This window comes from Nocardia sp. NPDC059180, assembly GCF_042754945.1.
Lineage (GTDB): Bacteria > Actinomycetota > Actinomycetes > Mycobacteriales > Mycobacteriaceae > Nocardia.
This window is the reverse complement of sequence record NZ_JBHZBU010000008.1, coordinates 278,393-297,956: the sequence shown is the minus strand read 5'-3', so window position 1 is coordinate 297,956 and position 19,564 is coordinate 278,393. Positions and strand designations below refer to the sequence as shown.

Annotated in this window: 21 protein-coding genes; 8 read left to right on the top strand and 13 right to left on the bottom strand. The window is 67.7% G+C overall.

The window, feature by feature from the left end; genetic code table 11:
• Nucleotides 1–2 precede the first annotated feature (2 nt).
• The 7 genes from ACFXNW_RS24200 to ACFXNW_RS24170 form a co-directional block, all read right to left on the bottom strand.
• Nucleotides 3–200, bottom strand: a complete 198-nt coding sequence (locus ACFXNW_RS24200) for a hypothetical protein (protein WP_379420050.1) — start codon at nt 198–200, stop codon at nt 3–5.
• 10 nt (nt 201–210) lie between these two features.
• A complete protein-coding gene (locus tag ACFXNW_RS24195; RefSeq protein WP_379420049.1) occupies nt 211–537 on the bottom strand; it encodes a plasmid stabilization protein in 327 nt (108 codons plus the stop codon).
• Nucleotides 538–681: 144 nt separating this feature from the next.
• Nucleotides 682–1,650: a TIGR03557 family F420-dependent LLM class oxidoreductase gene (locus tag ACFXNW_RS24190; protein WP_379420048.1), complete on the bottom strand. Its 969-nt coding sequence runs from the start codon at nt 1,648–1,650 to the stop codon at nt 682–684.
• 40 nt (nt 1,651–1,690) lie between these two features.
• Nucleotides 1,691–2,446: a metallophosphoesterase gene (locus ACFXNW_RS24185; protein ID WP_379420047.1), complete on the bottom strand. Its 756-nt coding sequence runs from the start codon at nt 2,444–2,446 to the stop codon at nt 1,691–1,693.
• A 25-nt stretch (nt 2,447–2,471) separates the two neighbouring features.
• Nucleotides 2,472–2,747, bottom strand: coding sequence for a BON domain-containing protein (locus ACFXNW_RS24180; protein ID WP_379420045.1), 276 nt, complete (start codon nt 2,745–2,747; stop codon nt 2,472–2,474).
• The gene (locus ACFXNW_RS24175; protein WP_379420044.1) at nt 2,747–3,310 is read right to left on the bottom strand and encodes a nucleotidyltransferase family protein; all 564 of its coding nucleotides are present in this window, start codon (nt 3,308–3,310) and stop codon (nt 2,747–2,749) included. Before ACFXNW_RS24175 ends, ACFXNW_RS24180 begins: the two co-directional genes overlap by 1 nt.
• A gap of 4 nt (nt 3,311–3,314) precedes the next feature.
• On the bottom strand, nt 3,315–3,545 hold the full coding sequence (locus tag ACFXNW_RS24170; protein WP_379420043.1) for a DUF6480 family protein: 231 nt from the start codon (nt 3,543–3,545) through the stop codon (nt 3,315–3,317).
• A gap of 299 nt (nt 3,546–3,844) precedes the next feature.
• Between ACFXNW_RS24170 and ACFXNW_RS24165 the strand changes: the two genes are divergently transcribed.
• Nucleotides 3,845–6,070: a copper-translocating P-type ATPase gene (locus ACFXNW_RS24165; protein WP_379420042.1), complete on the top strand. Its 2,226-nt coding sequence runs from the start codon at nt 3,845–3,847 to the stop codon at nt 6,068–6,070.
• 51 nt (nt 6,071–6,121) lie between these two features.
• Here the strand turns inward: ACFXNW_RS24165 and ACFXNW_RS24160 are convergent, their stop codons facing one another.
• On the bottom strand, nt 6,122–8,683 hold the full coding sequence (locus ACFXNW_RS24160) for an MFS transporter (RefSeq protein WP_379420041.1): 2,562 nt from the start codon (nt 8,681–8,683) through the stop codon (nt 6,122–6,124).
• A 308-nt stretch (nt 8,684–8,991) separates the two neighbouring features.
• Here ACFXNW_RS24160 and ACFXNW_RS24155 point away from each other — a divergent pair, with 308 nt between their 5' ends.
• Complete coding sequence (locus ACFXNW_RS24155; RefSeq protein WP_379420040.1) at nt 8,992–10,659, top strand: hypothetical protein; 1,668 nt, start codon at nt 8,992–8,994, stop codon at nt 10,657–10,659.
• Between the two features lie 40 nt (nt 10,660–10,699).
• Here ACFXNW_RS24155 and ACFXNW_RS24150 read toward each other — a convergent pair whose 3' ends face one another.
• Nucleotides 10,700–11,155, bottom strand: coding sequence for a nuclear transport factor 2 family protein (locus tag ACFXNW_RS24150; RefSeq protein ID WP_379420039.1), 456 nt, complete (start codon nt 11,153–11,155; stop codon nt 10,700–10,702).
• 92 nt (nt 11,156–11,247) lie between these two features.
• Between ACFXNW_RS24150 and ACFXNW_RS24145 the strand changes: the two genes are divergently transcribed.
• On the top strand, nt 11,248–11,811 hold the full coding sequence (locus tag ACFXNW_RS24145; protein ID WP_379420038.1) for a PadR family transcriptional regulator: 564 nt from the start codon (nt 11,248–11,250) through the stop codon (nt 11,809–11,811).
• A 92-nt stretch (nt 11,812–11,903) separates the two neighbouring features.
• On the opposite strand, the gene ACFXNW_RS24140 is transcribed toward ACFXNW_RS24145, so the two are convergent.
• Entirely contained in the window at nt 11,904–12,974 is a 1,071-nt protein-coding gene (locus tag ACFXNW_RS24140) for a hypothetical protein (protein WP_379420037.1), read from the bottom strand.
• A 230-nt stretch (nt 12,975–13,204) separates the two neighbouring features.
• On the opposite strand from ACFXNW_RS24140, the gene ACFXNW_RS24135 reads away from it, so the two are divergent.
• The 4 genes from ACFXNW_RS24135 (at nt 13,205) to ACFXNW_RS24120 (ending at nt 15,395) form a co-directional block, all read left to right on the top strand.
• Nucleotides 13,205–13,597, top strand: a complete 393-nt coding sequence (locus ACFXNW_RS24135; protein ID WP_379420036.1) for a YciI family protein — start codon at nt 13,205–13,207, stop codon at nt 13,595–13,597.
• An 11-nt stretch (nt 13,598–13,608) separates the two neighbouring features.
• Complete coding sequence (locus tag ACFXNW_RS24130; protein WP_379420035.1) at nt 13,609–14,841, top strand: RNA polymerase sigma factor; 1,233 nt, start codon at nt 13,609–13,611, stop codon at nt 14,839–14,841.
• Between the two features lie 229 nt (nt 14,842–15,070).
• Entirely contained in the window at nt 15,071–15,268 is a 198-nt protein-coding gene (locus tag ACFXNW_RS24125) for a hypothetical protein (protein WP_379420034.1), read from the top strand.
• Complete coding sequence (locus ACFXNW_RS24120) at nt 15,255–15,395, top strand: hypothetical protein (RefSeq protein WP_379420033.1); 141 nt, start codon at nt 15,255–15,257, stop codon at nt 15,393–15,395. Before ACFXNW_RS24125 ends, ACFXNW_RS24120 begins: the two co-directional genes overlap by 14 nt.
• Here ACFXNW_RS24120 and ACFXNW_RS24115 read toward each other — a convergent pair whose 3' ends face one another.
• The 3 genes from ACFXNW_RS24115 to ACFXNW_RS24105 all read right to left on the bottom strand — a co-directional run bounded on the left by ACFXNW_RS24115 (nt 15,396) and on the right by ACFXNW_RS24105 (nt 19,135).
• Nucleotides 15,396–16,220 carry an alpha/beta fold hydrolase gene (locus tag ACFXNW_RS24115; protein ID WP_379420032.1) on the bottom strand — a complete coding sequence of 275 codons (825 nt, stop codon included), beginning with the start codon at nt 16,218–16,220 and terminating at the stop codon, nt 15,396–15,398.
• Nucleotides 16,221–16,403: 183 nt separating this feature from the next.
• The gene (locus tag ACFXNW_RS24110) at nt 16,404–17,795 is read right to left on the bottom strand and encodes a PQQ-binding-like beta-propeller repeat protein (RefSeq protein ID WP_379420031.1); all 1,392 of its coding nucleotides are present in this window, start codon (nt 17,793–17,795) and stop codon (nt 16,404–16,406) included.
• The gene (locus ACFXNW_RS24105; RefSeq protein WP_379420030.1) at nt 17,792–19,135 is read right to left on the bottom strand and encodes a hypothetical protein; all 1,344 of its coding nucleotides are present in this window, start codon (nt 19,133–19,135) and stop codon (nt 17,792–17,794) included. The genes ACFXNW_RS24110 and ACFXNW_RS24105 overlap by 4 nt, the downstream gene beginning before the upstream one ends.
• 188 nt (nt 19,136–19,323) lie before the next feature.
• Between ACFXNW_RS24105 and ACFXNW_RS24100 the strand changes: the two genes are divergently transcribed.
• Nucleotides 19,324–19,557: a hypothetical protein gene (locus tag ACFXNW_RS24100; protein WP_379420029.1), complete on the top strand. Its 234-nt coding sequence runs from the start codon at nt 19,324–19,326 to the stop codon at nt 19,555–19,557.
• Nucleotides 19,558–19,564: the final 7 nt, after the last annotated feature.

Sequence of the window (19,564 nt, the reverse complement as noted above, 5' to 3'; positions counted from 1 at the left end):
GCTCAGACCGGGGTCGGTGGAATCGGGTCCGGTGACGGGCCCGGGTCCGGCGGCGGTGGAATCGGCGGTGTCGTCGGGTCGCCCGGCTGCGGGGCAGGTGGTAGCGGATCGGGTTCGGGCACCGGATGCGGTGGCGGGGGCTGCGGCACCGGATCGGGTTCGGGTGGGCGATCCGGGTAGGTCAGCTGGTCGGTTCGCATGGCAGGCTCCTTACGACCGGCCGAGTGCCCGGGCCAGCTGCGCCTTGTTCATCTTCGAGCGGCCCTCGATATTGCGCTGACGTGCCTCGTTGTACAGCTGGTCGCGGGTGGGTCCCTTCGACCCGCTGTGCGAACGCTTGCCGCCGCGATGTTGCGGCGAGACGTCATGGGTGGAGGAGCGGCTCGCGGTCTTGGACTGGCCGGACTGGGCGCGATTCTTGTTGACGGTGCGCGCGGCGATTTCCTTCGCCCGCTTGGTATTCGTCCCGCGGTCCTCGGCCGAATCCTTGATGTGCTCGTACTGCCGTTCCTGTTTGCCGGTCCATTCCTTCGGCATGACACACACCTCCTGTCTGCGGGACGGATACCCGCCTCGCGCGTACGCAATCAGTGGTTCAGACGATCGGGTCGGGGTGGAGCGACACCCGGCACGGCGACGCCGACGCAGAACGCCGCGCCAGGACGGGCGCCTGTGGTGGTCTCACGGCTGCGCGACGAGCTCGCGCATCGGTTTGTCGAGTTCGCGCTGGTAGAAGTCGAGGAAGCCATCGGGGTCGGGGCCGGCGTTCTGCATGACGAGATGGTCGTAGCCGGCGTCGACGTAGTTCTGGGCGGTGTCCAGATAGCGCGCGGGATCGGGGCCGCAGGCCATGGCCTCGCGGATGTCGTCGACGCGCACGGTGGTGGTGGCGGCTGCGAAGTTCACCGGATTCGGCAGCTCGCTCATCACTTTCCAGCCGGTCACTGCCCACCGCGTGGTCTCGTGCGCGGCCTCGGCGGCGGAATGCTCATCCGGTGCCCACGCCATGCCGACTTCGGCGTAGCGCGGGCCGGTGCCGCCCGCCGCGCGATAATCGTCGACCAGGTGCGCCTCGGGTCCGGTGGCGAACAGGCCATCGCCAAGCTCGCCCGCGATCCGCGCCGCGTCGGGACCGCCCGCGGCTACCGCGATGGGCGGTGGGCTCTCGGGCAGGTCGAAGACACGGGCGTCGGATATCGAGAGATACCTGCCGTCATAGGACTGGTATCCGCCCCGCCACAGCAACCGGATGATCTCCAGCGCCTCACGCAACATCGCTTGCCGCACCGCGATCGGCGGGAACTCGCGGGCCACGACGTGCTCGTTGAGTCGTTCACCGGAACCGACGCCGAGGGTGAAGCGCCCGTCCGAGATCAGTGCGAGGGTCGCGGCGGCCTGTGCCACGATCGCCGGGTGATACCGCAGGGTCGGGCAGGTGACACCGGTGGCGAGCCCGATCCGTTCGGTGCGGGCGGCGATGGCGCCGAGGGCGGTCCAGGCGAAACAGGAATGGCCCTGGTTGTCCAGCCACGGATGAAAGTGGTCACTCATCTCCACGAAATCGAAGCCCGCGGCCTCCGCGCGGACCGCTTGGCGGATCAACTCGTTCGGCCCGAACGATTCCGCCGCCAGCTTGTAGCCGATCTGCATCGTTGCTTTCCTCCTGGGTCGTGGTGATCGCGTCGAGCGGTCAGTTGGCCGTGCCCGAGCGGGCGACCTCGGTCGGCGCACTCTTGGGTCGCCGCAGGTCGTACACCGTGTACGCCGCTCGGATCACCGGTTGGGCGACATTGCGGACCCGGATGCCGCCGGGGGTCGTGCCGTGTTCGCATCCGGCGTGCGCATGCCCGTGTACGGCCAGATCGGCGCCCGCGTCATCGATCGCCTCGCCGAGTAGGTACGAGCCGAGGAATGGATAGATCTCCGGCGGTTCGCCGTGCAAAGTGTCGGTGACAGGGGAGTAGTGCGTCATGGCCACGGTCACGTCGGCATTGCTTCCGGCCAGCGCTGTGCGCAGGGAATCGGCGAGTGCGACCGTGCGTCCGGCGAATTCGCGCATCACCCGCTCACCGAACACGCTGGCGCATTTGCCGGCGAAGCCGCCGCCGAAGCCGATCGTGCCCGCGACAGCGAGCGTCGACCCGTCGACTTCGACCGTCGTGGCGCCACCCTCCAGCACGGTGATTCCGCTGGCGCACAGCAGGTCCGTGATCTCGTCTTGCGCGTCGCTGTGATAGTCGTGATTGCCGAGTACGGCGATCACCGGTACCGGTAGATCCGCGAATTCCTCGGCTACCACGCGGGCCTCGTCCACGGTGCCGTGTTTGGTCAGATCCCCGGCCAGCAGCAGCACGTCGGCGCGGGTGGGCAGCTCGTTCAGCGCCGGGCGCAGCAATCCGCGCGAATCGGTGCCCAGATGGATATCTCCTACCGCCGCGATCCGCATGCCGGGCAACTCCTTCCGCTCGATGTCATCGCAGTTCCTCACTCGGGCCCGGCTGCGCGGACGAGCCGACGCGGACCTCGTTGTGGATGCGCGCGTCCGGCACGAGTTCCCGCACCGTGTTCTCCAGCTGCTGTTTGCGTTCGGCGCTGGTCACCTCGCCGTCGAGGACGACGACCCCGCCGCGGATATGGACCTGCACACCGAGTTCGGCGGTGCGTGGATCCTCGGCCAGCGCGCGGTGCAGCCGGGCGGCCAGATACTGCGGCGGGATGGATTCGGGTTCGTCGGCGGTGCCCGACATCAGTTCCCCCTTCCGGTGTCGGCGATTCCGAGGTCGTCGATCAGCCCGAGAAATGCCTTCGCGTAGGGCGAGTGCTCGGTCTGCGCGCGCACCGACGGCCAGTCCACCTGCTCGCGCAGATCACGCGCGATGCCGAGCAGCGGGCTGAGATCCAGTCGGTGGGCGCCGAAGACGAGCAGCTTGTCCACCATCAGATCGGTGCCGTCGACGACGGGCGCTCTGGTCGAGCCCACTGCCATCATCTGCGCCCGCGCCAGCAGTTCGTCGGTGACCGCACGGTCGTTGGGTCGATGGATGACATCGACGAGGGTGTCGCCGTCGTAGGCCTTGGTCAGCCAATCTTCGGCGGCATCGGCCACCCGCAGGCCCGCACGCGCCAGCACACTGCGCACCCTGCCGATGTCGGCAGGGCGGACGAACAGGTCGACGTCGTGGTCGGAGGCAGGCCCGCCGCGTGCATACACCGCGCAGCCACCTGCGACCGCGAACGGAATCCCGTCCTCGGTCAGGGCGTTGGCCGCGCGGGTGAGTGCGTGCAGCAACTGGTCGATTGTCGGTGCCATGCGGCTACCCGAGCGATATGAGCAGCGCCATCGCCACCACGATGAACAACCCGACAATGATCGCGGTCACGACGATCGCCGCGATACCGGTCATCGGGAAACGGTGGCGAGTGTCGGGCTCGGGCGCCGACAGCCCGGAGGTCTGCGCGGTATCCGGCGGTGTCGCGCCGGGCGGGACTCCGCCGCCGGGCTCGAGGTCGGGTGTGCGGGACGGGTCGGGATCCATGGATGTCATGACAGGCCTACTCACCGTCGTTGTGCGGCGTCAACGGTTCGTTCGGACGTTTTCCGGTCGCCTTGCGGTAGATGATGACCGCCGCGACCAGCACTGGGATTGCGAGGATCACGAGTAGCTCCATGCTGGGCGCGTACCCGGTTCGAGGTAGGTCAATCGGCGCGGATCAGCTGCATGGACATCGGCGGATGTGGTGACTCGCACCGATCCGGTAGTTGAGCGGCTACCGCGCGGGAGCCGGCTTTCCGCTGGTCGGCGAGGTGGGTGCTAGTTATACCCTGGATGGGTACCATCCGGGTATGGGCTCCGAGCATGGATCGCATCAGGACCATCACAGCGCACGTGGGGTCGAACCGGGTCCGGCTGATCAGACCAGCCACGGTGGGCACGCGGCGCGCGGTGAGCACGCAACGCAGGATGAGCATGCAGCTCACGACGAGCACACGGCCCGCGATGGGCACAGCGGACATGGTGGGCACGATGCACACGGTGGGCACGGTGGCCATGGTGATCACGTCGCACAATTCCGGCGCTTGTTCTGGATCATGCTCGTGCTGGCGGTTCCGGTGGTCGCTGCCAACGCCATGTTCGCGGATCTGATCGGCTACGAGCTGCCGCACAGCGGGCCGGTCACCTGGGTATCGCCGCTGCTGGGGACGGTCATGTACCTGTGGGGCGGGCGGCCGTTCCTGACCGGGGCGGTGAGTGAGATCCGGGCGCGGCAGCCGGGAATGATGCTGCTGATCGCGCTGGCCATCACGGTGGCCTTCCTCGCGTCCTGGGGTGCGGTGCTGGGGGTCCTGTCGCATGAGCTGGACTTCTGGTGGGAGCTGGCGCTGCTCATCGTGATCATGCTGCTCGGGCACTGGATCGAGATGCGGTCGCTGGGGCAGGCGTCGAGCGCGCTGGAATCGCTGGCGGCGCTACTGCCCGACGAAGCCGAGCGGGTCGACGGTGAAACGATCACCACCGTCGCGGTCACCGACCTTGCCGAAGGCGATCTGGTGGTCGTGCGCCCTGGTGGACGGGTCCCCGCCGACGGGGTGGTCGAATCCGGTGCGGCCGACGTCGACGAATCCATGATCACCGGCGAATCCGTCGCCGTGCGGCGTGCACCGGGCGATCGGGTGGTCGCGGGCACCGTCACCACCGACTCAGCGCTGCGGGTGCGCATCACGGCGGTCGGCGAGGACACCGCGCTGGCCGGAATCCAACGGCTGGTCAGCGAGGCGCAGAACTCGACTTCGCGGGCGCAGGTGCTCGCCGACCGCGCCGCGGGCTGGCTGTTCTGGTTCGCCGCGGGTGCCGCCGCCATCACCGCGACGGTCTGGCTGGCGCTCGGTGAACCGGACGCCGCCGTCACCCGGACCATCACCGTCCTCGTCATCGCCTGCCCGCACGCGCTCGGCCTCGCCATCCCGTTGGTCGTGTCCATCGCGACCGAACGCGCGGCCAAGGCCGGTGTGCTGATCACCGACCGCCGCTCGCTGGAAGCCATGCGCACCGTCGACGCCGTGCTGTTCGACAAGACGGGCACCCTGACCAAGGGCGAACCTGCGGTGGTGAACGCCGCGGGCACGGCCGGATACGACGCAGGCCAGGTCATCGCTCTGGCAGCGGCCGTCGAGGGCGATAGCGAACACCCGCTCGGCCGCGCCATCGTCACCGCCGCCGAGCAGCGCGCCACGGCCGTTTCGGCGGCGACGGATTTCGCGGCCCGCAACGGTGTCGGCGTCACTGCCCGCGTCGATGGCGCGATCGTGAGCGTCGGGGGTCCCGGCATGCTGGACGAACACGGACTGCCCGAACTACCCGAATCGGCTGCGTGGGCAGCGCAGGGCGCCACGGTGCTGCACGTGATCCGGGACGGCGCGGTGGTCGGCGCCCTCGCCCTCGCCGACGAGATCCGTCCGGAATCCCAGCAGGCCGTCGACGCGCTGCACGAGCGCGGCGTGCACGTCGCCATGATCACCGGTGACGCTGCGCCGGTCGCGAATTCGGTGGCCCGCCAACTGGGTATCGACGAAGTCTTCGCCGGTGTGCTCCCGCAGGACAAGGGTGCCAAGGTCCAGTCGTTGCAGTCGGCGGGGCGCACCGTCGCCATGGTCGGCGACGGGGTCAACGACGCGCCGGCCCTGGCCCAAGCCGACGTCGGCCTGGCCATCGGCGCGGGCACCGATGTGGCCATCGCCTCGGCCGGAGTGGTTCTGGCCAGTGACGACCCGCGCTCGGTGCTCTCGGTGATGGCCCTGTCGCGCGCCACCTACCGCAAGATGATCCAAAACCTCAGCTGGGCAGCCGGATACAACCTGATCTCGGTGCCGCTGGCCGCCGGTGTGCTCGCGCCATGGGGATTCACGCTTCCGATGGAAGTGGGTGCGTTGCTGATGTCGGCGTCCACGGTCGTCGTCGCGATCAACGCCCAACTGTTGCGTCGCCTGGATCTGCGCCCGGCAGCCGTGCTCGGCAGGGCGAATGCGCGCACGGATTCCTCAGTGGAGCAACAGCTTCCGGTAGCGCCGTGAGGCCGGCGGAATGCCGGCGCCGGACATATGCCCCGGCGCCGGCACCACACCTCAGCTCTCGGTGTCGTACCCCAGCTGCACGTCGTGGGCGACCTCCCCGCCGGACACCAGCACCTGACCGGTGACCGCCGGATATCCTCGCGCCACGATCGTGTACCGGCCGACGGGCAGGTCCGGCACGATATAGCGACCGCTCTCGTCGGTGCGTGCGGTGGCGGTCAGTTCGCCGGTCTCGTCGAGCACGGTGATCTGGGCGTCGGAGATGGTCCGCCCATCCTCGGTCACGGCCGTACCGACCAGCACCGCCATCGGCGTCAGCTCGACGTCGTGGCGCAGCACGCCGGTGTCGGGCACCGACAGGGTGATCGCATCGGGCCGCATATGGTCGGCCACCGCCACCAGGGTGTACGAGCCCGCGACGACGCCCTCGCACACGTAGGTGCCGTCCTCGCCGGTCACGGCTGCCGCGACGACTTCGCCGCGTTGATCGGTCAGCGTCACCGTCGCCCCGGCCAGCGGATCACCGCTACCCGCCGAACGCACCACCCCGGACAGCCGTCCGGAACCGAGCAGCGTGAGATCCAGACGTTGCGGCTGCGACCCGACTGTCACATTGACGGCCGTGGGCTGATGTCCGCTCGCCGATGCGATCAGCACATAACTGCCCGCGTCGGCGGTCCCGAACGCGAATTCGCCGTGCGCGTCGCCGGTGGCCCGCGCTGCTTGGCGGCCCCGCGGATCGATCAGCGTCAGTGCCGCGTCGGGGACCGGATGCCCGTCGTCACGGTGCACCCGTCCGGTGATCGAGGCATCGTCGCCGTATCCGCTCCCGGAGCCGATCGCGGCCGTCACGGTGCTGTCGAGCCCGGCGTGGCCGTTGGCCTTGGCATGACGCGCCGCCGCGGCGGCAAGCACCGGTTCCGGCTCCGACAGCGCCTGCGCCGCGCCCTCCCACACCTGGTCCTCGTCCCATGAGGATGCGGCGTCTTCCTCGACGACGGCCACGTGTTCGGCGGGCTCGGGCTCCGGCTGAGTGGCGGGCACCGGCGCATCCTGGAGCGGGATCTCCTTCATGAACATCAACACCACACAGGCCAGCAGCGCCACTGCGGCGGCGGCATAGAACACGCCCTGCATGGAGTCGGTGAAACCGGTGAGAATCGGTTCCCGTACTTCCGGCGGCAGCGCCGCGATCCCGCTGGTATTGCTCTGCAGATTGCCGAGGGCAGCAGAATCGAATCCCGGCGGCAGCTGCCCGCCGAACGCCTCGGTGATCTTGCGCGGCAGCAGGTTGAACAGGATGGTCAAGAAGATCGCGACACCGAGGGTGCCGCCCATCTGCCGAAAGAACGTCGCCGACGCGGTGGACACGCCCATATCCGAGCGCGGACCCGCATTCTGCGCGGCGATGATCAGTGTCTGCATGCAGCAGCCGAGCCCCAGCCCGATGACACCGCCGTAGACCAGCGGCTGCCACAGCACGCTGTCGTAGTGGACCTGTGCGTACAGCACGGCGCCAACCGCGATGATGAACGTGCCCGCCACCGGCAGGATCTTGTATCGCCCGGTGCGTTTGGTGATCTGCCCCGCCACCCCGGAGCCGATCATGATGCCGAGTACCAGTGGCAACATCAGCAGACCGGCCTTGGTCGGCGAGTATCCGCGCACCACCTGGAAGTACTGCGGCACCATGGTGATCGCGCCGAACATCGCCACACCGACGATGAAGCCGCCCGCGATGGTGACGCTGAACGTCGAGTTCTTGAACAGCCGCAGCGGGATCAGCGCCGCGTCCTTCATCAGGAACTCGATCAGCACGAACAGCAGCAGCCCCGCCACGCCGATGCCGTAGCAGGCCAGCGCCTTGGTCGAATCCCAGCCCCAATGCCTGCCCTGTTCGGCCACGATCAGCAGCGGTACCACACAGACGGCCAGGGCCAGCGCGCCCAACCAGTCGATGCGGTGGTTCTGCCGTTGATGCGGAACGTTGAGCACTTTCGCGACCACGATCATCGCGAGCACACCGACCGGTACGTTCACCAGGAACACCCAGCGCCAGCCCTCGATACCACCGAGAATGTCGTAATCGGAGAAGAAACCGCCGAGCACCGGGCCCAGCACCGTCGCGCCACCGAAGACGATCATGAAATAGCCCTGGTAGCGGACGCGTTCGCGGGCCGGAACGATATCGCCGATGATCGTGAACGCCAGCGACATCAGACCGCCCGCGCCCAGCCCCTGGAACGCGCGAAACGCCGCGAGCTGATACATCGAGGTGGCGAACGTGCAGGCCACCGAACCGATGACGAACAGCCCGATCGCGATGAGATAGAACGGTTTGCGACCGTAGATGTCGGCGAGCTTGCCGTAGAGCGGTGTGGTGATGGTCGCGGTGATCAGATAGGCGGTGGTCGCCCATGCCTGTTCGTCGAAGCCGTGCAGGCTGTTGGCGATCTTGACGATCGCGACGCTCACGATGTTCTGGTCCAGTGCGGCCAGGAACATGCCGAGCAGCAGGCCGGAGAGAATCGTCAGCACCTGCCGATGTGACAGGGTGGTGCTCTCTTCGGTCTCCGGGGGCCCCGCGTCCGCCCGGGAGGTCGATGTGGTCATGTGAGCCCTGATTCTGATCTGGTAGCCGTGGCTGGGGCGCGCACCGCGGCGCTGCCGTCGACCGGATGGGCGGCGCGTGAACAGGCTGTGCGCCCCAGCAGAATTGTTTAGCAACAGCAACTAGTTGCGTTGGCAAACTATACAGTCAACCGGTGTGTCGGCCGTCACCGGGTTCGGCCGCCGTGGTGCGCGCCGCCTGTGGGGAATCGATGGTTTCGCCGACAACGGTGCATCGACTATGAATGTGATGTGCCACTGCCACGTGTGATCGTCTGCCCGCCATCCGATCTGTGCCGCCGGGAGTCGATGTGACCATCGAGCACCCCATCGAGGACGAGGTCTCACAGCTGGCGCGGCGGGTCGAGAAGGCCCGCGGCCGACTGGCGTATCAGTTCGATCCGGCGCTCACCGACGCGCTCTCGGAAGACGAGCTGTACGCCGAACGTGAACTCGCCGAGCGCATTCGCGTCCAGGACCGGGCACAACGCTGGAAGCAGGCCCAGGCGGCGGCCTCCGCGTCCGATCGTGCCAGGCAGACCACCGAGGAAATCGAGAAGGCCGACATTCGAGATCTATTGCTCGCCCGCAAGGCAATCGCCAACCAGCAGCGCGAATCCAGCCCGCACGCCAAACTGGCCTCGCTCTACCGGCACCGCGCGTGGTCGCTGCGGGCGCTGGCCGGTGTGGTCGGCGCGGGAATGCTGTGGTCGGCGGTCAACGTGCAGCAGAACATCGCCCCCGGCGGTCCGGGCGACCCGCTGTTCTGGTTCAGCTATCTGATCGAGGCGATGATCAGCGTCTGCCTCATCATCATCATGATCGGCACCAACAAGGTGTCCGAATGGGGTGTGGTCGACAACCGGCAGAAGGTCGCCGCCGCCGAAATGGCCCTGCTGGCACTGACGGTCAGCCTCAATACCTACCCGTATGTGCGCGACGCGGCCTGGTACGACGCGGCCGTGCACGCGGTCGCGCCGGTGATGATCGGTGTCGCGCTACTCATCCACGACGCGGTCAGCGCCCGGTACGGCCTTGCCATCGCGCGCGCGACCGAGCAGGTCAAGGAACTGCCCGATCCGGCTGAGCAGATCCGCAACCGGATGCCGAGCATCTCGAGTTTCCGGCTCAGCTCACCGGATTACGCGCTCCAGCAGCCGGTCACCGCGGAGCCGGATGTCGTGGTGCGGGAAGCGGTTTCGGAGCCGGAGTTCGTGGCAGAGCCGGTCGAGGACGAGGTGTTCGAGTTCGAAGCCGAGACCGAGGTGCTCGAGCAGCAGCCCGAGCCCGCCGCACCGCGTGCCGCGTTCCGTGCCTCGGGCAAGCCGTCCACGCCGAAGGTTCCGATTTCGTTCGACGACGATGTGTTCTTCGGTTCTGGTGATGTGACGTCTGTTGTCGAGCGTCCTGTGGCCTCGCCGACCGTGCGCGCCGGGTCCAACGGCAGCGTGTCGGACAGCGCAGGCACCAACGGCACGCGCACCGCGGCCACCGAGTCGGTGAAGGTGAATGGCTCGTCCGCCAACAGCGGCACGGGTGCGGCGACTGCGGCGAACTCCTCGAACGGTGCCGCGAAACCCGCTCAGCAGCCGGTCGTCAAGTCGTCGGAGACCGCTGCCACGACCGTGGCGGCCAAGGCGTCGGTCTCTGACCCTCAGACCTCGACGGCGTCGGCCGCCGCTCGCCCTGTCGCGTCGAAGACTGCCGACCGCGAGGCGCAGACCGTGAGTATCGATCGGCCCGAGCCTGCCCCGGCGTTCAGCGCTGCAGCCCCGGCGGACACCGTTAAAATGGGCTCGACTCGCGGCCGCAAGGCCAAGGGCAAGGCGACCGCCGACGGCGAGCCCGCCCTGCACGAGGTCGTCCACGCCACCAGCATCTACGACACCGGCCAGTTCCGTATCGCCGAAGAACTCGAAAAGGAACTCGCCGAGATGCAGGCTGCCCGCCGCCGCGCCCGAACCAGCAAGCAGCGCTGACCATTTCCCGCCGGCCCTGCGTCGGGCCGTTGTCCGGGTGTCATGGCTGCGATGCTGAACCTGCGGTTTCGTTCGTGGGCTGGTGCCCGTTTCGCGCATAGAAGCTGCGACCACCCACGCCGCCCGATACCGACCACACCTCGGTGATGAAACCGCTGGTCACTCGGAGGATGTCGTTGCCGCTCACGTCGATCACGGCGCTATGCGGGCCGGTGAATTGCGCGCCGTACGGGCAGGCGATCAGTCCGGTGCCCGCGGCGTCCAGCTCGACCACGGCGGTGCCTTGCGGGGTGAAGCGCAGGTCGGGTCGCTGCTTCCGGAAACGGGCGATCTGGGCGGCGAAAGCCGGGCGGCCGTGGATATCGTCGTAGTCGCTCGCGCCGGGTTGAGCGTAGCGGAGGGTGAATTCCCGCGCCATGATCTCGTCGACCAGGTCGAGCTCGCCGTTCCACATGGACGTCCACTTGTCGAAGAGTTCGATACCGGCTGCACGCATCGTTCGGTCCAATCATCTCATTGATACGGTCGCAATGGCATGAACGTATAGTCTCATTGAGATGCTGTCAATCGGCGGTGGTAGGAGAGCGAATGGCGGGACTCGGCGCGCAGGACCACATCGTGCTCGGGTTGATCGCCCGGCACGGTCCGCTCACCCCGTACGACCTGAAGGCCAAGATCGAGGAGAGCATCGACTATTTCTGGCCCATCCCGCACGCCCAGCTGTATCGGATTCCGGTGCGGCTGGCCGAGCAGGGGCTGCTGCGCGAAGAGGCGGAGGAAGTTGGCCGCAGGCGGCGGGTATTCCATCTGACCGACGCGGGCCGGGAGTGTTTGCAGGAGTGGCTCGCTGATCCGGGCAGCCCGCCGGCGGAGACGAGAGACCCGGCGCAGCTCAAACTCTTCTTCGTCGATCTCGGCGACCCGGGCGACGTCGTGGCTTTGGCGCGTAACCAAGCTGCCGAACATCGGCGCTGGCTCGACCGCTATCGCGAGCTATATGACGGCATCGACAGGAGCGGCGGCGATGTTCGTGCCGTGTCGCGGGCTCGAATCCTGCAATTGGGGATCGGGCACGAGCAGGCTTACGTGGACTTCTGGGAGGAGCTGGCGGCCGATCCCGAGGGATCGATTGATGCTCGGAAAGAGAAGTAGGGCAGGAGAATTCGTGCGAACAGGGCGCTCGGGTAGTCCGAGCGCCCTGTTCGATCCGGTGACCGGCGGCAGACGACAGCCGCTCGGATCGGTCAGTGGTTCACCTGCCCGGTGCGCAGGGTGAAGGCCGCGGTGCGGACGGTGTCACCGTGCTTGAAGTCGAGGAACAGCCGGTAGGTTCCCGGTCCCGGGACGGCGGTGTGGAACGAGATGTCCGGGCCGGGGGCGGTGATGCCGTCGCCCGGTTCGCCGTTCGGGTGGACGTGGACGTAGGCGAGGTCGCCGCCGCGGATGATCACGAGGTGGCCGAATGCCGCCAGATACGGCTGCAGATCGGTGACCGGTGCGCCATCCTTGCGGACAGTCAGGGTGAGCAAGCTCCCCGCGCCCGTGCTGAGTTCGCCGGCCAACTCGACCTCGTAGCCGTCGACCTGGAACGTCCGGGCCGGCTCCGGCGCAGGCCGCGGCGCGTAGTCGCCCGCCACTGCCAGGTCTGCGCCGAGGGTGATGGTCTTGCCGAGGTCGCTCGGCGCGATGTCGGTGAACACGCGGTAGCCGCCCGCCTCCGGCAGATTCAGCCGCACCGACCAGGTGCCGTCCGCCGCCCGCTCCGGGTGGACATGCCAGAACCCGGTCAGCTCACGCGGAACCACGATCAGGTGCAGTTCCTTGTCGTGGATGGGGGTGTATTCGGTGACCGCCAAGCCGTCCGGGCCGACGATCTGGAACCGGAAATCGACTTCGCCCGGCGCAATGATCGTGTCGGCGAGTTCGAGGGTGTAGCCGTCCTGGGTGATCAGGAGGCCACCGGGGAATTCGGAACCGCCGTGGGCTGAGTGGTCGCCGTGTCCGGCGTGGGCGGCGTGATCCGCATGGTTGCCGTGGGCCGAATGGTCGGCAGCCGTCGAAGCGCCGTGGCTTGCGTGATCGGCGTGCGCCGAACCGCCGTGCCCGCCATGGGATGCGTGATCGGCAGTCGAACCGCCGTGTCCACCGTGGTTGGCGTGGGCGGAGTGATCGACCGATGTCGAGGATCCGGCGGCCGCGTCGTGGCCGGCGTGCGCGCTGTGCGCCGAGCCGCCGTGAGCGCCTGCGTCGACCGCGTGGGTGTGAACGCCCTGGCCGGAAGAGGTGGAGTGGTTGGTGTGGAGGTTGGCGCTCATCGTCGTGGTCCTTGTCGCTCGTCGCCTGTGTTGGCTGCTGTTCTTCTGATAAGAAACCTATACCCCCTAGGGGTATCTAGCAATGTGAGAGCGAGTGATCCCGATCACAGTGGGCGGCGGCGGTGAGAAATTTCCGGACGCGATGTCGATTCGCGCCTGCGCTGCTCCGACGTTCCGGGTGAGGATGGACCAGACCGGTCCGTCGCTGAACCAGACCGAGGAGCCTAACCATGAAGTACGTGATCCTGATTCACTCGAACCCCCAGCCGTGGGGTCATCCGACCGGCGACTTCCTGGCCGAAGTCCAGGCCCTGCCCGCCGAGCAACAAGAGCGGATCAACGCCGATTTCGAGCGGCTGCTCACCGAGATGCGAGACAACGGCGAACTGGTGGGTGGTGAAGCGCTCGGTGCGCCGGAGTCCTCCCGGCTCTACCGCTGGGACGATGGCAAACCACTGTCCACCGACGGGCCGTATTCGGAGTCGAAGGAACATCTGGCCGGCTTCTTCTTGATCGATGTCGAGAGCCGGGAACGTGCCGAGGAGATCGCGACGCAATTCGCCGGCCCGGGGGAAACGGTCGAACTGCGCCCCACCATGTGGCCCGCCGGCGACGACCAGTGAATGCGGCGGCGGTGGGGCAGGTGTGGCGCCGGGAGGCGTCGCACGTCCTCACCGCCCTGCTCCGGCGCCACGGCGACCTCGGCGATTGTGAGGACGCCGCGCAGGAAGCCGCCGAGGCCGCGGCGGTGCAGTGGGCGCGCGACGGTGTTCCGGACAATCCCCGCGGCTGGCTGATCCGCGTGGCGTCGCGGCGGCTGATCGACCGGCAGCGCGCCGACCGGGCCCGCGTCGAGCGGGAGGAGACGGTCGCGCACGCCCGCCCCGCCGATGATGCCCTCGTCCCCGCGGCGGACGCGGACCCACCCGCCGCGGGAGACGACACCTTGCGCCTGTTCCTGCTCTGCTGCCATCCCAGCCTGAGCCGCCCTTCTCAGGTCGCGCTCACTCTGCACGCTGTCGCGGGCCTGTCCACGGCTCAGATCGCGGCCGCCTACCTGGTGCCCGAACCTACGATGGCGCAACGACTCACCCGCGCTCGAACCGGATTACGTACAGCGGGGGCGACTTTCGAACTCCCTGCGGCCGCCGAACTTCCGGCCCGGGTCGCCGCGGTACTCGACGTCTGCCATCTCATGTTCACCGAGGGCCACACCCGGACCGGCGGCACGGCACTACTCGATCCGGGCCTGGCAGGCGAAGCCATTCGGCTGACCCGGCAACTGCACCGTCTCGTCCCCGACCACGACGAGGTCGCCGGCGCGCTCGCCCTCATGCTGCTCACCCAAGCCCGCGCCGCCACCCGCAGTGATCACGGCGATCTCGTTCCGCTGGCCGAACAGGACCGCACCCGTTGGGATGGCGAGCTGATCGCCGAAGGCGTCCACATCCTCGAAACGGTGCTACCCCGCGGTCATGTCGGGCGCTATCAACTCCAGGCCGCCATCGCCGCCGTCCACGCCGAGGCGCCGACCTGGGGACGCACCGACTGGCCCCAGATCTGCGTCCTCTACGCGATGCTGGACAGAGTCGCCCCAGGCCCGGCCGTGACCCTCAACCGAGCCGTAGCCCTCGCCATGGCCTTCGGCCCGGAACAGGGCTTGGCGCTGGTCGGTCCATTGCTCGACGACCCGACCATGCGCCGCCACCACCGCACCCACGCTGTCCGCGCCCACCTACTGGAGATGGCCGGTGACCGCACCGAAGCAGTGGCGAGCTACGCCGTGGCCGCCCGGCTGACGACCAGCCTGCCCGAACAGCGCTACCTCAACGCCAGGATGCGGCGTCTGTCCGAGGCCTCGGGCTGAATCGGGCGGCGCCCGGGCCCGCCGCGCAGAGTCGTGAACGAATACAGCCAAAGCGCTATAGCGTTTCCGTATCAGCGGTACTCTCGTCCATCGTCCTGTTCGGATTGCTCTATTGCACCAGGTCCGGACCCTGCCGCATCGGCCGGTTGGGGCCGCGGCGTTCGAAGCGTTCTCGCTGGTCGGCGCCATAGGGGTGCCGTCGGCGCCTACTCGTCGAAAGGTGTGCGCGATGACCATCATGTCCTCGGCGGTGCGCTGTCTCGGATTGGTCGTATTGCTGCTCGGCCTGACCGCGCCGGCTGCTGCTGCGCCGGCGGCTACGGAGCTGGGTCACGTGGGCCGGTGGCTCATCGATGGACAAGGCCGGGTCGTCACCTTGCACGGGGTGAACATGGTCTACAAGTTCCCGCCGTATGCCGCAGAGTAGCTATCCCAGCGGCTACCAGGTCGCGGTTCAGGGCGCCGAGGTCATGTCCGAACCCGATGCCAGACTTCTCGAACTCGCTGTCGTTCCCGGGCAGGACACCGTGCAGGTGACGGTGACGCGACGGTGATCAGCACCTCGACATGAAGGCCTCGATCAGCTGTTCGGCGAAACTGTTCGCCTCGGTACGGATCCCATTGTGATCGCCCGGGAACTCGGCGACCTCGAGACCGAGCCGGTCGGCGATTGCGGCGGCAGGCCGGGCGGACAAAGCGCTACCGCTGTCGCGGCCCACCGCAAGAGTGAGGCGGTCCGCTGATGCCGCCAGTGCCGCGAAATCGGGCTGGTAGGAGGTGATTGCTTTCAACTCGTGTTCCACCATGGCCGGCATGTTTTCGGCCAGTCGGGCTCGCAGCTCCCGAATGTGCGGCGGCAGTTCCGAGAAATCAGGAGGGGGTGTCAGCGTGCCGCCGATGCCGATCACGAATCGGGCCATCGCCGGGCCGACGCCGTCGGTGCGGAACAGTGACCGGACCTCGCCGATCATCGTGCGATGCGTGGCTGCGTCCGCGAGAACCTCGAAACAGGGTGGTTCGTGGGCGAGGAGTGTGCGTACCGAGTCCGGGTACCGGGCAAGTAGTTCGAGGCAGACGACGGCGCCCGCGCTGGTGCCGAAAACGTAGGCGGGTTCATCTGTCACGTGCGTGAGGAGGCGGTAGGCGTCGTCGGCCTGCACCGCCACCTGCCGATCCTGCGGTTCGCCGTCCTGCGGGCTCCGGGAGTAGCCGCGCGGATCGAACGCGACCATTGTGCACCGGCGCGCGAGAACCTCGGCCATCTCGTCGAATACCCCGGCATCGCCACCTCCACCGGGGATCATCAGCAGTAGCGGGCCGCTGCCGCGCACCTCGTAGTGCAGGGTGGCGCCGGGTACGGGCAAGGTCGCAGACTTCATCGTGGCTACGCCTCCTTCACGATGGATGCCGTTGTGTTCAGCACGATCACACGAAAGCTCCGACTGTCGCGGCCGCATCGAATCATGCTGAACTCGAGCTTAGTCCGGCCTGTGCGAGGGCCATGCGTGGTCGGTAGGTCGTTCGAACCGAAGCGAATACCGGCAATGAGCCATGAATGCTCCTCAATCGAGAGGACGCAACGCGATCATCGTTCGTGGGGCGCAGAAGACGAAATGGCCTGGGGATCTGGCAAGGAGTTCCCCGTTGTTGGTCAGCGCGTCGGAATCGGCGTTGATGGCGCGGAACGGTGTGGTCCAGACGGTTTCGCCGGTTCGGGGGTCGATTGCTCGCAGACCGGTGGGGTCGGTGAGGACGGCGACGTTGGTGTCCCAGGCAGAGATGGTGGCGAATCCGTCGGATTCGAGGCGCCAGAGACGTTGGCCGGTGCGCAAATCCAGGCCGGACATCGTGTGGGCGGTGTAGTCCTGAAGTAGAGCGATGTCGCCGAGGATTGCGGTCGCCGCGCCGCGGGTGTTCGGTCCCTCGCCCGTATCGGGGGAGGTGTAGACGAGATCGGGGCTGGACCAGCGGACGGTGCCGTCGCGGCGGTCGTAGGCGGTATCGGCCATGAGGACGGGAATGGAATCGTCGGCTGGTTCGTCCAACACCAGGTCGTGCACACCCGGTTGATTCGTGGTGGCGAGGGTGCGGCCGGTGCGGTCCCGGATGTCGGTGCTGGTGACCCGGTAGCCGTCACAGTCGGTATTGACGCGAAGTACCAGGGCTTCGGATGTTGCTGTGGTGCGGGAACATCCGTCCAGTTCGCCGGTCCAGGTCGGCTCACCGGTGACCAGGTCGAAGCCGGCCAGGTCCGCACCCAGGGCGAATATGCCCTGTCCATGCGAAACGTCGAGCGCATCGGGGGACAGGCTTTCCCATGCCGTGCCCATGGCGAACGACCTGGACCAGTGGGCCTCGGGATCGGCGAGAGTCCCCGAATGCACTCGGACGTCATCGGATTCGACATCGCCTTCTGCGACGTAGAGCCGATCGTCGGCCGCGGCGATGGCGAACACCATCCAGTCGGAGGGTGTGCGGGTGATCGCGCCGGTGTCGATGTCGTATCCGATGAGGGCGGGATTTTCGGCTGCCACCGAGGTGTAGCAGATGAGCGTGCCGTCGACCGGGGAGTCCGCGCAACCACCCAGCTCGGCAGCCGGTGCCTGCCAACGCTTCTCGCCCGTCTCGGCGTCGAACCCGTACATGCGCGGTTCGCGCAGCGACATGTCGCTGTCCGCTATCCCGATCACGGTGATGAGCGTGTCGCCGGCCTCGATGAAACCGGCACCCCCGACGTCGTATTCGGTGCCGTTGGCGGGGTCCCGGAACTCCGCGAACGCCCCGCCGTATGTCGCGGCCGCGTCGACCGACCAGGCCAGACCCGGTGCGGCATCGTTGGTGCCGGTGATCTTGCGGGCGGGGTCATCCGGCTGTGTCAACACAGCCACAGCGCCCGCACCCGTGACGAGCGCGGCCACGGCAGCGAGCACCAGGTTGCGTACTCCCGGTGTCATCGCTGAACCTCCAGTCCGGGAGCCAACGCGATCGCTTCGAGTTGCGTGGTGGACAGGGGTTCGGTGGGCGAGTCCGCAGTGGAAGACACCTCGATCTTGGTGCCGTTCGGGCGAGTCACCGTGATCGTGCGATCGGTGTGCTGTGTCATCGGCCCGGTGCCGTCGGAAGAGCCGAAGCGCGATTCGCGGAGCTCGACAACCGATCCGTCCGCCAGCCGTCGATCGCTGACCAGGTCGTCGTGGTCGAACGGCCGCGCAGGCTCGGTCGGCAGCGGTTGATCGGCGTCGATCGAGATACTCAGCAGCGTCTGCTGTCCGTCGGCGGTGACCCGGACTTTCTGGCACAGTCCGCCGAGTGAGCCGGGCAGCAGCTGACCGAGTGGCCGGTCCAGCACCAAGCCCTCCATCGGGATCTCCGACAGCACCGCACCCAGGCGCCGCGCAGTCGCCTCATCGATCTGCGGGGTCCGGTCTGCTACGAAATAGCAAGGCTCCGGCGGCTGCGGTGTTCCGGGCGGCACGGCAGCGGTGACGCGCACGCCTGGCACGGTCACTAACGTGACGAGTTCATCGATCGTCAGCGGCACGGTGCCGGTGGGATCGTTTCCGTCGGGTGCGTCGGTGGCGTTCGCGGTCACCACACTTCCGTCCGGAAGATATGCGGTGGCGCTGCGGGACAGGGTGCGGACACCGTCGGTCTCCGACCAGGAATCCTGGGTGTCGACCACCGTTGTGTCTGCGAGGTGGCGACGCTCCTCGAGTTGGCCTGCGACGCACGGCGGTATCGGCTCATCGGAGGGCCGCACCGACACCGACAACGAGCCCGCGTGTTCACCTCTGCGCAGTGACGCACGCGCGTTGGTGAAATTGTCGAACTCCGTTGTTTCGGGGTCGCCGAGGATCGGCTGGAAGAACAGGGAGTCGTCGATGGGGGCGAAGTCGAGAACAACCCCACTGGGGAGCGCATCGTGCACAGCGGCCGACATGGCGACGGCCTTGGGGCCGGAGAACCAGGGATAGCCCGGGTTGTCGTAGCCGAACTCGTCGACCGCCGCCCATCCGAACAACTCGCCGTCGGCGGGCGGATCGACGGTGTCGCATCCAGGGATCTGCGTCGGATAGGTCACCGACGGCGTGAGATAGGTGTGCTCCTCCGGTTCCAGGGGCACAGCCCTGGTCGTCGTGGGCGGTGCGGTGGTCAACTCCGGTTCGGGCTCGTGCAGCAGCCCACCGACGATCACCCCGCAGGCCACGATGGACACGCAGACCAGCCCGGTGGTCCACGCACTCACCGCCCGTGACGGACGGTCCGCGCTACCTTCGCTGTCGTTATCCGACACTCTGTCTCCCTCCAGCCCGACCATTAGATCAGCAGGCCGCCGCCGCTTACCCCACTCGGTCCCGCGCACGGCGGCCGGGACACCAGCGGCGGGGCCCCACCACTTGGGGTCTTTCGCCCGCGCGGCCGCACCCCTACCGTTCACAGCGTTCGACGTGGTCGGGGAACCGATGCAACCTGGAGGATCAGATGAAACGCACTCTCGCCGCCGTAGCCGTCACCGCCGCGCTCTTGCCCGCAGCCCAGTTCGCCACCGCGGCGACCGCGTCCGCTGCCCCGCAGCAGGCATTCGTGGACGGGCCGATGCTCGGTTCGGCCGATGTCGGCTGCGGTGCGCAGGGATGCACCAATCCGCTGGTGAAGTTCCTGCTCATCGATCTGCTTGGACTGCTTAATTCCGGATCGGCGGGAACCACCGCGTAGGCGTTCG

Coding starts and splice junctions, on each gene's coding strand:
- ACFXNW_RS24100 (WP_379420029.1), top strand. CDS start 19,324: ATGAAACGCACTCTCGCCGCCGTAGCCGTCACCGCCGCGCTCTTGCCC.
- ACFXNW_RS24125 (WP_379420034.1), top strand. CDS start 15,071: ATGACCATCATGTCCTCGGCGGTGCGCTGTCTCGGATTGGTCGTATTG.
- ACFXNW_RS24110 (WP_379420031.1), bottom strand. CDS start 17,795: ATGACACCGGGAGTACGCAACCTGGTGCTCGCTGCCGTGGCCGCGCTC.
- ACFXNW_RS24140 (WP_379420037.1), bottom strand. CDS start 12,974: ATGAGCGCCAACCTCCACACCAACCACTCCACCTCTTCCGGCCAGGGC.
- ACFXNW_RS24200 (WP_379420050.1), bottom strand. CDS start 200: ATGCGAACCGACCAGCTGACCTACCCGGATCGCCCACCCGAACCCGAT.
- ACFXNW_RS24120 (WP_379420033.1), top strand. CDS start 15,255: ATGCCGCAGAGTAGCTATCCCAGCGGCTACCAGGTCGCGGTTCAGGGC.
- ACFXNW_RS24175 (WP_379420044.1), bottom strand. CDS start 3,310: ATGGCACCGACAATCGACCAGTTGCTGCACGCACTCACCCGCGCGGCC.
- ACFXNW_RS24170 (WP_379420043.1), bottom strand. CDS start 3,545: ATGACATCCATGGATCCCGACCCGTCCCGCACACCCGACCTCGAGCCC.
- ACFXNW_RS24195 (WP_379420049.1), bottom strand. CDS start 537: ATGCCGAAGGAATGGACCGGCAAACAGGAACGGCAGTACGAGCACATC.
- ACFXNW_RS24135 (WP_379420036.1), top strand. CDS start 13,205: ATGAAGTACGTGATCCTGATTCACTCGAACCCCCAGCCGTGGGGTCAT.
- ACFXNW_RS24185 (WP_379420047.1), bottom strand. CDS start 2,446: ATGCGGATCGCGGCGGTAGGAGATATCCATCTGGGCACCGATTCGCGC.
- ACFXNW_RS24115 (WP_379420032.1), bottom strand. CDS start 16,220: ATGAAGTCTGCGACCTTGCCCGTACCCGGCGCCACCCTGCACTACGAG.
- ACFXNW_RS24145 (WP_379420038.1), top strand. CDS start 11,248: ATGGCGGGACTCGGCGCGCAGGACCACATCGTGCTCGGGTTGATCGCC.
- ACFXNW_RS24190 (WP_379420048.1), bottom strand. CDS start 1,650: ATGCAGATCGGCTACAAGCTGGCGGCGGAATCGTTCGGGCCGAACGAG.
- ACFXNW_RS24180 (WP_379420045.1), bottom strand. CDS start 2,747: ATGTCGGGCACCGCCGACGAACCCGAATCCATCCCGCCGCAGTATCTG.
- ACFXNW_RS24165 (WP_379420042.1), top strand. CDS start 3,845: ATGGGCTCCGAGCATGGATCGCATCAGGACCATCACAGCGCACGTGGG.
- ACFXNW_RS24160 (WP_379420041.1), bottom strand. CDS start 8,683: ATGACCACATCGACCTCCCGGGCGGACGCGGGGCCCCCGGAGACCGAA.
- ACFXNW_RS24150 (WP_379420039.1), bottom strand. CDS start 11,155: ATGCGTGCAGCCGGTATCGAACTCTTCGACAAGTGGACGTCCATGTGG.